General features: G+C 62.3%; 10 protein-coding genes and 2 tRNA genes. 1 reads left to right on the top strand and 11 read right to left on the bottom strand.

Going from position 1 to position 12,322, the window contains the following annotated elements; translation table 11 throughout:
* The 5 genes from BLS27_RS14840 to alaS form a co-directional block, all read right to left on the bottom strand.
* Nucleotides 1-77 (bottom strand) — tRNA-Arg (locus tag BLS27_RS14840).
* A gap of 106 nt (nt 78-183) precedes the next feature.
* Nucleotides 184-274 (bottom strand) — tRNA-Ser (locus tag BLS27_RS14835).
* A 72-nt stretch (nt 275-346) separates the two neighbouring features.
* Nucleotides 347-535: a carbon storage regulator CsrA gene (gene csrA, locus BLS27_RS14830; protein WP_043209419.1), complete on the bottom strand. Its 189-nt coding sequence runs from the start codon at nt 533-535 to the stop codon at nt 347-349.
* 167 nt (nt 536-702) lie between these two features.
* Entirely contained in the window at nt 703-1,938 is a 1,236-nt protein-coding gene (locus tag BLS27_RS14825) for an aspartate kinase (protein ID WP_043209416.1), read from the bottom strand.
* Nucleotides 1,939-2,024: 86 nt separating this feature from the next.
* Nucleotides 2,025-4,649 (bottom strand): alanine--tRNA ligase, encoded by a 2,625-nt coding sequence (gene alaS / locus BLS27_RS14820; RefSeq protein WP_043209414.1) that lies wholly within the window; start codon nt 4,647-4,649, stop codon nt 2,025-2,027.
* Between the two features lie 388 nt (nt 4,650-5,037).
* Here alaS and BLS27_RS14815 point away from each other — a divergent pair, with 388 nt between their 5' ends.
* Nucleotides 5,038-5,874, top strand: a complete 837-nt coding sequence (locus tag BLS27_RS14815) for a hypothetical protein (protein ID WP_090345411.1) — start codon at nt 5,038-5,040, stop codon at nt 5,872-5,874.
* A 158-nt stretch (nt 5,875-6,032) separates the two neighbouring features.
* Here the strand turns inward: BLS27_RS14815 and astE are convergent, their stop codons facing one another.
* From astE to aruF, 6 genes are all read right to left on the bottom strand, one after another.
* Nucleotides 6,033-7,040 carry a succinylglutamate desuccinylase gene (gene astE, locus BLS27_RS14810; RefSeq protein ID WP_043209412.1) on the bottom strand — a complete coding sequence of 336 codons (1,008 nt, stop codon included), beginning with the start codon at nt 7,038-7,040 and terminating at the stop codon, nt 6,033-6,035.
* A gap of 11 nt (nt 7,041-7,051) precedes the next feature.
* Complete coding sequence (locus BLS27_RS14805) at nt 7,052-7,339, bottom strand: hypothetical protein (RefSeq protein ID WP_043209409.1); 288 nt, start codon at nt 7,337-7,339, stop codon at nt 7,052-7,054.
* Nucleotides 7,340-7,352: 13 nt separating this feature from the next.
* Nucleotides 7,353-8,702, bottom strand: coding sequence for an N-succinylarginine dihydrolase (gene astB / locus BLS27_RS14800; RefSeq protein ID WP_090345409.1), 1,350 nt, complete (start codon nt 8,700-8,702; stop codon nt 7,353-7,355).
* A 23-nt stretch (nt 8,703-8,725) separates the two neighbouring features.
* Nucleotides 8,726-10,189, bottom strand: a complete 1,464-nt coding sequence (astD, locus tag BLS27_RS14795; protein ID WP_090345407.1) for a succinylglutamate-semialdehyde dehydrogenase — start codon at nt 10,187-10,189, stop codon at nt 8,726-8,728.
* Nucleotides 10,190-11,215 carry an arginine N-succinyltransferase gene (gene astA, locus BLS27_RS14790; protein WP_043209403.1) on the bottom strand — a complete coding sequence of 342 codons (1,026 nt, stop codon included), beginning with the start codon at nt 11,213-11,215 and terminating at the stop codon, nt 10,190-10,192.
* Between the two features lie 81 nt (nt 11,216-11,296).
* Nucleotides 11,297-12,316, bottom strand: coding sequence for an arginine/ornithine succinyltransferase subunit alpha (gene aruF, locus BLS27_RS14785; RefSeq protein WP_090345405.1), 1,020 nt, complete (start codon nt 12,314-12,316; stop codon nt 11,297-11,299).
* Nucleotides 12,317-12,322 lie beyond the last annotated feature (6 nt).

Below are 12,322 nucleotides of genomic sequence, written 5' to 3'. Positions count from 1 at the left end.
TGGCGGACTCAGGAGGATTCGAACCTCCGACCGCTCGGTTCGTAGCCGAGTACTCTATCCAGCTGAGCTATGAGTCCGTGTCTTGCCGTGCATTATAGTTCGCTGAATCGCTTTGCCAAGCACTTTTTCGTTTAATTTCAACGACTTAAGTGATCTGCCAATTACAGCGCCCTACACGAAAAATGGCGGTGAAGGGGGGATTCGAACCCCCGATACCCTTATGAGGTATACTCCCTTAGCAGGGGAGCGCCTTCGGCCACTCGGCCACCTCACCGCAACACGGGGCGTATAATAACCAGACCCTTCCCCGTTTGCAAACCCTTTTTTGAAAAAAAATCGATAAAAATTAAAGGGTTGGTTCTTCGTCCTTCTCTTTCTTGATCCGCAGGTAGATTTCTTCGCGGTGAACGGCCACTTCTTTAGGGGCGCTCACACCAATGCGCACCTGGTTGCCTTTCACACCCAGGACCGTCACGGTGATCTCACCGTCTCCAATGATCAGGCTCTCGGCGCACCGACGAGTCAGAATCAACATAACTTTCTCCTCACGCAATTCAATCAGGGACAACAGTCTGTAATGGGCAGGGCCTAGGCCGGGAAAGCAGCAGGCCCAGGTGAGCCATCGCGCGAGGCAGGACAGGTACCTGCGCAACAGCCAGAAACGCGAAGGGCGCGGCAAGCCGCGCCCCTCCAGGCAGCGTCTTACTCGCCCTGTCGGGCAGGAGCGTCAAGTTCGAACGCGGTGTGCAGCGCGCGAACAGCCAGCTCCAGATACTTCTCTTCGATGACGACCGAGACTTTGATCTCGGAGGTGGAGATCATCTGGATGTTGATGCTCTCCTTGGCCAGGGCTTCGAACATGCGGCTGGCGACACCCGCGTGGGAGCGCATGCCGACGCCGACGATGGAAACCTTGGCGATGTTGGTGTCGCCGATCACTTCACGGGCGCCGATTTCACGGGCGGTGTTCTCCAGCACGCTATGCGCCTTCTCGTACTCGTTGCGGTGCACGGTGAAGGTGAAGTCGGTGGTGTTATCGTGCGAGACGTTCTGCACGATCATGTCGACTTCGATGTTCGCCGCGCTGATCGGACCGAGGATCTTGAAGGCAACGCCGGGGGTATCCGGCACGCCGCGAATGGTCAGCTTGGCTTCATCACGGTTGAAGGCGATACCGGAAATGATCGGCTGTTCCATGGATTCCTCTTCATCAATGGTAATGAGGGTACCCGGACCCTCCTTGAAGCTGTGCAGCACGCGCAGCGGAACGTTGTACTTGCCTGCGAACTCGACCGAGCGGATCTGCAGCACCTTGGAGCCGAGGCTGGCCATTTCCAGCATCTCCTCGAAGGTGATCTTCTCCAGGCGCTGTGCCTGTGGCACCACGCGCGGGTCGGTGGTGTAGACACCATCGACATCGGTGTAGATCTGGCACTCATCAGCCTTGAGCGCTGCCGCCAGGGCCACGCCGGTGGTGTCGGAGCCGCCACGACCGAGGGTAGTGATGTTGCCGTGCTCATCGACCCCCTGGAAACCTGCCACCACGACTACGCGACCGGCCTTGAGGTCGGCGCGAATCTTCTGGTCGTCGATCTGCAGGATGCGCGCCTTGTTGTGCGCACTATCGGTGAGGATTCGCACCTGGTTGCCGGTGTAGGACACTGCCGGCACGCCACGCTTGATCAGGGCCATGGTCAACAGGGCAATAGTCACCTGTTCGCCAGTCGATACGATCACATCCAGCTCACGCGGGACGGGATGATCGGTAATCTGCTTGGCCAGGTCGATCAGGCGATTGGTTTCTCCGCTCATGGCCGAAAGCACTACCACCAGGTCGGTGCCTTGGTCGCGGAATTTCTTGACCTTGTCGGCAACCTGCTCGATCCGCTCGATGGAACCGACAGAGGTGCCGCCAAATTTCTGTACGATCAACGCCATTTCAAAGCTGCCTCAGCCCACGATGGGCACCCAATAAACAATCCATCACGCCAAGGCCCACTACTAGACAGTGGGCCTCGGTCATCTCAAAGCCCCTGCTCGGCGAACGGCACGGCCAGGGCCAGGGCATCGTCCAGCGCAGCGACGTCGACGCCACCACCCTGGGCCATGTCCGGACGGCCACCGCCCTTGCCACCGACTTTCGCAGCGGCCTGTTTCATCAGGTCACCAGCCTTGAGTTGGCTGGAGAGGTCCTTGGTCACGCCGGCCACCAGCACGACCTTGCCCTCATGCTCGCTGCCCAGCAGGATCACTGCGTGGCCGAGCTTGTTCTTCAGCTGATCGACCAGGGCCAACAGAGCCTTGCCGTCCTGCCCATCCAGGCGAGCGGCGAGAACCTTGGCGCCCTTGACCTCAACGGCCGCATTGGAGAGATCGTCCCCGGCGGCGCTGGCGGCCTTGGCCTGCAGCTGCTCGAGCTGCTTTTCCAGCTGACGGTTGCGCTCGAGCACAGCCGACAGCTTGTCGATCAGGTTGTCACGATTGCCCTTGACCAGCTGCGCGGCTTCCTTGACCTGCTCTTCGGCAGCGTTCAGGTAGGCCAGCGCGGCGGCGCCGGTGATCGCTTCGATACGGCGTACGCCAGAGGCCACGCCGCCCTCGCTGATGATCTTGAACAGGCTGATATCACCGGTACGCTTGGCATGGATACCGCCGCACAGCTCCACCGAGAAGTCGCCACCCATGGTCAGCACGCGCACGGTATCGCCGTACTTCTCGCCGAACAGGGCCATGGCGCCCTTGCGCTTGGCGGTTTCGATGTCGGTGATCTCGGTTTCCACCGCAGTATTCTTGCGCACTTCGCGGTTGACGATGTCTTCCAGCGCCTTGATCTGTTCAGGCTTCACCGCCTCGAAGTGGCTGAAGTCGAAACGCAGGCGCTGGCTGTCGACCAACGAACCCTTCTGCTGGACATGCTCGCCCAGTACTTGGCGCAGCGCTTCGTGCAGCAGGTGAGTGGCGGAGTGGTTCAGCGAGGTGGCGTGCTGCACGTCGGCATCGACCTGCGCCGCGACCTCGGCACCCACGCTCAGCGCGCCACTGGCGACAACGCCGTGGTGCAGGAAGGCGCCACCGGTCTTGGTGGTGTCACGCACATCGAAACGCATGTCGCCGGCCTGCAGGTAACCGGTGTCACCTACCTGGCCACCGGACTCGGCGTAGAACGGGGTGCGATCCAGGATCACGACGCCCTGCTCGCCTTCGCCCAGTCGCTCGACGGACTGACCATCCTTGTACAGGGCAACGACCTTGCCCTTGCCTTCGGTGGTGCTGTAGCCGAGGAAGTCAGTGGCTACATCGACCTTCACCAGGCTGTTGTAGTCCATGCCGAAGGCGCTGGCGGAGCGGGCACGCTCGCGCTGGGCCTCCATCTCGCGCTCGAAGCCGGCTTCGTCGATGGTCAGTTCGCGCTCACGGGCGATGTCGGCAGTGAGGTCCATGGGGAAACCGTAGGTGTCGTACAGTTTGAACACCACGTCACCTGGCACTACGTCACCCTTGAGCTGGGCCAAGTCCTGTTCGAGGATGCGCAGGCCTTGTTCCAGGGTCTTGGCGAACTGCTCTTCCTCGGTCTTGAGAACGCGCTCGATGTGCGCCTGCTGGGCTTTGAGCTCAGGGAAGGCGTCGCCCATTTCGGCCACCAAGGCCGCGACGATCTGGTAGAAGAAGCTGCCCTTGGCGCCGAGCTTGTTACCGTGACGGCATGCACGACGGATGATGCGGCGCAACACATAGCCGCGGCCCTCGTTGGAGGGCAGTACACCATCGGCGATCAGGAAGCCGCAGGAACGGATGTGGTCGGCGACAACTTTCAGCGAAGGTTGATCGTCGTTGCTGCAACCGATGGCCTTGGCCGCGGCGGCCAGCAGACTGCGGAACAGGTCGATCTCGTAGTTCGAGTGCACGTGCTGCATGACCGCACTGATGCGCTCCAGGCCCATCCCAGTGTCCACCGACGGGGCCGGCAGCGGGTGCAGGACGCCATCGGCGGTGCGGTTGAACTGCATGAAGACGTTGTTCCAGATCTCGATGTAGCGGTCGCCGTCCTCTTCTGGCGAGCCGGGTGGGCCGCCCCAGATGTCCGGGCCGTGATCGTAGAAGATCTCGGTGCATGGACCGCATGGGCCGGTGTCGCCCATGGTCCAGAAGTTGTCGGAAGCGTACGGCGCCCCCTTGTTGTCACCGATGCGCACCATGCGCTCGGCCGGTACGCCGACTTCCTTGGTCCAGATGTCGTAGGCTTCGTCGTCGCTGGCGTAGACGGTGACCCAGAGCTTTTCCTTCGGCAGGTTCAGCCACTTATCGGAGGTCAGGAAGGTCCAGGCGAAGGTAATGGCATCGCGCTTGAAGTAGTCGCCGAAGCTGAAGTTGCCCAGCATTTCGAAGAACGTGTGGTGACGAGCGGTATAACCGACGTTTTCCAGGTCGTTGTGCTTGCCGCCGGCGCGTACGCACTTCTGGCTGCTCACGGCACGGGTGTAGGCGCGCTTCTCCGCACCCAGGAAGCAGTCCTTGAACTGGTTCATGCCTGCGTTGGTGAACAGCAGGGTCGGGTCGTTGTTCGGGATCAGCGAACTGGAGGCGACTCGGGTATGTCCCTGCTCTTCGAAGAAGCGAAGGAAGGCTTCACGGATTTCGGCGCTTTTCATAGGTTCTTCCACGGAAACGGCGGCCCTAAGGGGCAAACACGTCGACGAAACGACGGCAAAGGGCCGCATTATATCGGTCCTGCAAGCAAGGTGCAGTGTGTTTATGCGATAGAAAGCGTCGTTTCGACGGCTTTTAAGGCGCTTGCAAATTAAAAAGACATGGCCGGATGCTAAATGCAGCCTTTCGCCACTGGCAAGCCCATTACCGCCCAAGGGAATGGAAAATGGAACAGACGGTGAATGAAAAGGTTTTTATCAGAGATTGGCGGCCAGAATCGGACTGCCCCCCCATTAGCACAGGGGCCACCTTTTCGGCCCTACATGTATAGCGACGCGTCCGCCCTCTACCGGCTTAGCCTGCCCTCCCCATTCAAAGGAGGTCACGCTGATGACAACCCAAGCAGCAAACGCACAGATCATCGATGGCAACGGCAAAGTTCAGGAAGTCGCTATCGGCGAGATGGACGAGGCCATCGCCTACGACAATCCGACCGAGTCACAGCTCACCGCAGCACGGGTCTATTTCAACTACGAGCTGTTTGATCTCTACAAGGCAAGCAATGTCCATGTTCAGCGCAGGCTCATCGAAGCGATCGACGCCGGGACTGTGGCCGGCACACTCGACGAAATCCTGGTCTGGCTCACCACCACCGACGTGACACTGCGCCAGGAAGGCGCCTTCACCCTGCAAGCCGATGGCCAGCCTTTGACCATCCAACAAGCCTCGCCGAAGCAGCGCATTCATCTGCTGTTCATGGGCACGGAAGCCCCGGCGCATCTCACCGAGGGCATCACCCTTCCTCTGCGCGTGGACGGCAACGCAGGCGCGCAGGCGCAATTCGAGGTCACGGCGATCGACAATCTGTATCTCTACGGCACACCGCAGTTCCAGGAAAGGGTATTTGAGCAGTTGGCCTTGCTGCCAGGCTATCCGCAGCTCAGCCGGCTATTGGATACGGCGCGCAAGCAGTACGCCACGGTGCCTGACATCGTATTGATGCAATGCCATGCAGGCCCGCCCCAACAGGGCCCCGGCTTCGACCTGCACAGGGCGATGCCGGACAAGTACGCCCATCTGTTGAGCGGAAACTACACGGTCGTGCTCTATGATCCCTACGATGCAGAAGGCCTCGACGGGCTCACCACGCTCCTGCGGATGCTGCAACACGCATACGACACCCTGGCGTCCGGCATGTTGTTCCCAGCCCCAACGCAGGGCGACTGACCACCTCAAGGCCGGCTGAGACCGGCGCCGGACACAATGAAAACCCCTGCCCTGAGGCCGCTTTTGGCCTTGGGGCAAGGTTCAGGATCTGGGTATGAGCTTTGCCAAAGAAAGGCGCGGACGCGCCAGGCCTGGAAGTACGAGAGTCTGCGAACGCGTCAGCCAAGCTCACCGGCCAACGCAGGCACGATCAAGATGCCAGCGCGCAGCCCATTCCTGACCTTGGGGTTGGGGAAAATGATGCGCGCGCCCTCCTCCTCGACGACCCAGCGCATTTCAGCCAGGTCTTCAGCCAGCAGGTAGCCCTTGCTGAGCTCAGAGAAGTTTTCGATGTCAGCGGGCAGGTGCAGGTGGAAGTTATCGCTGTGTTTGATGATCTCGCGGGCGACGCTGAACAGCTGCAATCCATCGAGGCTCTCTTCGCCCTCAGGCTCGTTGCCCTCGATGATCTGCAACAGGCGAGCCTGCAAGCGGTCCAGGTTGACTTGCTGGTTATGACCAAACGGCCGCGCCTTGCCCAGCTCCAGCGTGAAAGCCTCGGCTTCCAGTTGCTCGTAGGTGAAAGCACTGAAGGTGATCGATGACTTGTTCTGCAGCAACACCGCTTCCATCCCCGCGGCGTTCAGGCGAGCCAGCTCACGACGGGAATGGCGACGCCCTTCCTTGTACGGATACAGCGCGAACTGCTCGATCTTCGAACCCCGGATCGCCGTGTGCAGGTCGTAATGCAGGCGGGTACGCCCCGGCAGGCTGAAGAACACCCGGGCGAACTGCTCCAGCTCTGCCGCGCGCAAGGCCTCGGGGCCACTGGAGAGTTCATGCCGACCGTTGAACAGGCGGTTGATGTCTTGCTCGACGTAACGCTCGCCCTTGCGGATCGCCTCGGGATTGCCGAACAGGAACAATACACGCGCCCGTGGCTTGATCTCGCCACGGGCCACACCGTGGAGGAGCTCGTCGAGCAGTTCAATGGGTGCGGTTTCATTGCCGTGGATGCCGGCCGACAGCAGCAGGTCCAGGCCATTGTCCTTGCCTTCGGGCGGACGTACCTCAAGGGCGCCCTCCCCCAGCCAGCGCAAGCGCACGCCCTCGACCGTCACTTGCGTTTTCTCGGCCGGTTCATGATCGGCCAGGGTCAGGTCAAGCAGTTTTCCGAGGGCGAGCATAGGGCGTTTCCTTAGTGATGGTGACCGCAATCCGGGCCATGCACGTGATCGTCGTCACCGACTTCAGCCGGCTCCATTTCCAGTTGCAGGCTGACCAGGTTGGTCGCCATGGGGCGCAGCAGCAGGTTGGCGTATTCGGTATCGCCTTCCTCCACGTCGACGCCGATCAGCAGCTGGCCGCGGCCATCCTGCTGGATCCAGACTTCCTTGCCCTGCCAGACCACAGCAAAGCGAGTGCAGGAGGTTTCCAGCTGGGTACCATCGTTGTCTTCAAGGATCAGCCGCAGGGCATCGGACATTACAAGTTCTCTCTCAAGGTTGGCGTTGGAACGGATAGACCGAACCCAGTTTCAGGATTTGGGTCAGCTCATCCAGTGCCGTACGGCATTCGTCCAGCAGTTGCGGGTCGGCCAGGTCCGCTTCGCTCAGGCGATCGCGGTAATGCTTGTCGACCCACTGGACCAAGGTATCGTACAGCGGCGCGGTCATGATAACGCCTGGATTGACCGCTGCCAGTTCGTTGTCCTTCAAAGCGACCCGCAGACGCAGGCAAGCCGGGCCACCGCCGTTCTGCATGCTCTGCTTGAGGTCGAACACCTTGACTTCCTTCACCGGGCCACCCTGGCTGGTCAACTGCCCCAGGTAGGACCATACCCGCTCGTTGTTACGGCACTCCTCCGGCACCACCAACAACATGGAGCCATCATTCCGGCTGAGCAGCTGGCTATTGAACAGGTAGGAGCGCACCGCGTCCTCCACCGTCACCTCGGCCCGCGGCACACGGATCGCCTGGAAGTTGCCGCCCTTGCTGGCCAGTTTAGCCTGCAACTGGCCAAGCACCGTATCGGTCTCGAGGAAGGCATCCTCGTGATAGAACAGCACTTCGCCATTGCCTACCGAAATCACGTCGTTGTGGAACACACCCTGATCGATCACCGCCGGGTTCTGTTGAGCGTAGACCACACCGTCATCGGCGAGCCCGTGCAGCCGTGCCACAGCCTGGGACGCTTCCAGGGTCTGGCGCGCCGGGTACTTCTGCGGCGCCGGGTACCGGCTGTCGAAGGCGCTGCGCCCGTAGACGAAGAACTCAACGCCTGGCTCGCCATAGGTACGGCAGAAGCGCGTGTGGTTGGCCGCACCTTCGTCACCGAATTGGGCGACTGCCGGCAGGGCCTGGTGGTGGGCGAAGTGCTTTTCGTCCGCGAACATGGCGCCCAGCACACGGCTGGTGGTGGGGTGCTCGATACTGCGGTGGTACTTGCAGTTCAGGTTGGCAGCGGTGAAATGCACGCGGCCATCGGCGGTGTCGGCGCTGGGGCTGACGGTCGCGGCGTTGGCCACCCACATGCTCGAGGCCGAGCAGCTTGCCACCAGCAGAGGCATGGCCTCTTTCGCCGCGAGGCGGATCACCTCGGCGTCGCTGCCGCTGAAGCCCAGGCGACGCAAGGCTGCAACGTCCGGACGCTCCTGCGGGGCCAGCACGCCTTGCTTGAAGCCCATGTCGGCCAGAGCCTTCATCTTCGCCAAGCCTTGGCGCGCCGCTTCACGCGGGTTGGACTGCTGCTGGCTGTTGCTCTGCGAAGCCACGTTGCCGTAGGACAGACCACCATAGTTGTGGGTAGGCCCCACCAGGCCATCAAAATTCACTTCGTAGGATTTCATCGGCTAGGCTCCGAGACCTGTTGTTATAGGGTGACGCCCGGCGTCAGAGTCGCCGGCAGAGTGAGGCTCGCGGTCTCCAGCGAAGCCACTGGGTAGGCGCAATAATCAGCCGCGTAATAGGCGCTGGCGCGGTGGTTGCCGCTGGCCCCGACGCCACCGAACGGCGCGCTGCTGGCGGCGCCGGTCAGTTGTTTGTTCCAGTTGACGATGCCGGCGCGACTGCGCAGCCAGAAGTACTGGTAGCGCGCCCGGGAGTCCGACAGCAGCCCTGCGGCCAGGCCGTACTGGGTGTTGTTGGCCTCGTCGATCGCGGCATCGAAGTCGCTGTAGCGGATCACTTGCAGCAGGGGGCCGAAAAATTCTTCGTCCGGGCGGCCAGCCACAGCAGTGACGTCGATGATGCCGGGGGTCAGCAGGGCAGCGCCGGCTTGTGGCTGGGTCATCTCCAGCAGCGCCACGGCGCCTTTACCCAGCAACTCGGCCTGGGCATCCAGCAGTGCGCGGGCGGCCTGCAGCGAAATCACCGACCCCATGAACGGCGCCGGTTGCTGGTCGAACGCGCCGACACTGATGGCACGGCTGACTTCGACCAGACGCGCCAGCAGCGCGTCACCCCAGGCGCCTTGAGGCACCAGCAGGCGGCGAGCGCAGGTGCAGCGCTGGCCGGCGGAAATGAAGGCAGACTGGATGATGGTATAGACGGCAGCGTCCAGGTCCTGGACCTCGTCCACCACCAACGGGTTGTTGCCGCCCATCTCCAGGGCGAGGATCTTGTCCGGACGACCAGCGAACTGCTGGTGCAACAGGTTGCCGGTACGGCTGGAGCCGGTGAAGAACAGACCATCGATACCGGGATTGGCGGCCAGCGCGACACCGGTCTCACGGGCGCCTTGCACCAGGTTGAGCACGCCTGCCGGCAGCCCCGCCTCGATCCAACACTTGACGGTCAGCTCGGCCACCTTGGGGGTCAGCTCACTGGGTTTGAACACCACGCAATTGCCCGCCAGCAAGGCCGGGACGATGTGGCCGTTGGGCAGGTGCCCAGGGAAGTTGTAAGGGCCGAACACCGCCACCACGCCGTGGGGTTTGTGTCGCAGCACGGCAGTGGCGTCGGCCAGTGGCCCACTCTTCTCGCCCGTACGCTCACGGTAGCTCTGCACCGAGATGGCCACTTTGTTGACCATGCTGGTGACTTCGGTGGCCGATTCCCACAGAGGCTTGCCGGTTTCCTCGCCGATGCAGCGGGCCAGGGCGTCACCATTGGCCTTGAGCTTTTCGGCAAAGGCTTCCAGCACACCGATGCGCGCATCCAGGCTCAACTGCGCCCAGGCTGGAAAGGCCTGGCGTGCGGCCTGCACGGCTGCCTGCACCTGCGCCTCGTCGGCCCCCTGCCCCTCCCAGACTACGGCCTGGGTCACCGGGTTGAGCGATTGCAGGGCCTGGCCCTGCCCGGCCTGCCATTGGCCGGCGATGTAATGGGTCGTCATTTAATTGGCCTCCCGGCTAGCGGACAGCGTCACGGCGCGCACACTGTCGCCGGCCCCCAGGCGCAGGCGCTTGGCGGTCTGTGGATCGACCACCAAAGTGCCAGCCGCCAGGCGTGCCGGCGCCGCGGTGATGCGGCAGTCCTCGCGCTTGCGGTTATGAATCAGATAAGGGGTCGCATCGTCGCCTGGCGTCCCGACCGCCAGCACCAGGGTCTGGCTTTCGCGCACGGCACGGATCTTCGAGGTTTCGCATTCGATGGCCGGGCCGGCGTCGAAGATGTCGACATAGCCCTGGTAACTGAAGCCTTCGCGCTTGAGCATGGCCAGCGCAGGCTCGGTGTCGGGGTGCACACGACCGATGATGTTGCGCGCAGCCTCCGACAGGAAGCAGGTATACAGCGGGAACTTGGGCATCAGTTCTGCGATGAAGGACTTGTTGCCTACACCGGTAAGGTAGTCGGCCTGGCTGAACTCCATCTTGAAGAAGTGCCGCCCCAGGCTCTCCCAGAATGGCGAACGACCGTTCTCGTCGGACATGCCACGCATTTCGGCGATGATCTTGTTGCCGAACAGCTCCGGGAATTCGGCGATGAACAGCATGCGCGCCTTGGACAACAGGCGGCCATTGAGGCCGCTGCGGTAGTCGCCCCGCAGGAACAGGGAGCACAGCTCGGAGTTGCCCGTCAGGTCGTTGGCCAGGAACAGGGTCGGGATCTCGCGATAGATCTTCAGTTCCTGAGAGGCGCTGACGGTCAGGCCGACGCGGTAGTTGTACCAAGGCTCGCGCAGTCCCACGGCGCCGGCGATGGCGCAGATGCCGACCACCAGGCCTTCGTCGTTCTCCAGCACGAACAGGTAGTCGGTATCAGCGCGCTCGGCCTCGCCACGGAAGCTCTTCTCGGCCCAGCCGACACGGTGTCCGAGGCGACCTTCGTTGGCCGGCAAGGTGGTCAGGCCGGTGCCGGTGCTGCGTGCCAATTCGATCAGCGCGGGTAAGTCGCTGCTGCGTACGGGACGAACGATCATGCTATCTCCTTGTGCGGCGGCTCGTGCCTACCGCGAATCTCTCTGAACCGGCGCCCCGACACGGGCGGGCCGGGCGCAGGCTTAGACGGCGACCAGGCGGACACTGCCGCCCTCACCGACCCCCAGGGCATCAGCGGCTTCGTGGCTGAGGCCGACCGGTTTACCCGGCACCCAGTCCAGCTCCAGCAGCACGGCGCGGTAATCCTGCAACTGGCCGTTGCAGACCAGATAGGCGCGCCCGCCCTTGATCGGGCTATCGTCGAGTTTTACCGGCACCACCCGGCTCTGGGCGATCGAGCGGATGCCCGAAGTGCGCGCGTGCAACGTCGGGCCACCGTCGAAGATGTCGATGTAGTGCTCGGTCTCGAAGCCTTCGCGCATGAGGATGTCGAAGGTGATCTGCGCTCGCGGATGGACCTGGCCCATGGCCTCCTGGGCCTCATCGGCCAGCAGCGGCACGTAGATCGGGTAGTGCGGCATCAGTTCGGCGAGGAAGGTGCGGCTCTTCAGGCCACACAGGCGCTCGGCGTCGGCGTAGTTGAGATCGAAGAAGTTGCGACCGATGGCGTCCCAGAACGGCGACTCCCCCTGCTCGTCGCTGTAGCCGACGATCTCGGTGACCACCGAATCGGCAAAGCGCTCCGGATGCGAAGCCATGAACAGCAGACGACCGCGGGAGTTGAGTTCGGCGAAGGCGCTGTTCACCAACTCCGGCAGCACGTAGAAGCTGGTCAGCAGGCTGTTGCCGGTCAGGTCGTGGCACAACGACAGGACGTGGATCTTGTTGTGGATCTTCAGCTCGCGCGAGGCGTGCACGAAGGTCTCGTTACGAAAACTGTAGAACGGCTCGGAGTAGCCCGCCGAGGCGACGATCGCCGAGCAACCGACGAGCTTGCCGGTTTCGTTGTCCTCAAGGACGAAGAAGTAGCTTTCTTCGCCGTTGAAGCTCACTTCGGCGGCAAACGACGTTTCCGAGGCGGCGATCTTGTCGCCCAGGCGACCGGCGTCGTCGGGCAGCGAGGTGACACCAATGGGGCTGTCGGCAGCCATGCGCTGCACTTCGTTCAGATCCGCCATTTGCGCGGGGCGCATCACCAGCATGGTGTC

Origin of the sequence: Pseudomonas guariconensis, assembly GCF_900102675.1 — a bacterium.
Classification (GTDB): Bacteria; Pseudomonadota; Gammaproteobacteria; order Pseudomonadales; family Pseudomonadaceae; genus Aquipseudomonas; species Aquipseudomonas guariconensis.
Note: the sequence above shows the minus strand (reverse complement) of the source record. Positions and strands in the feature narration are given on the sequence as shown.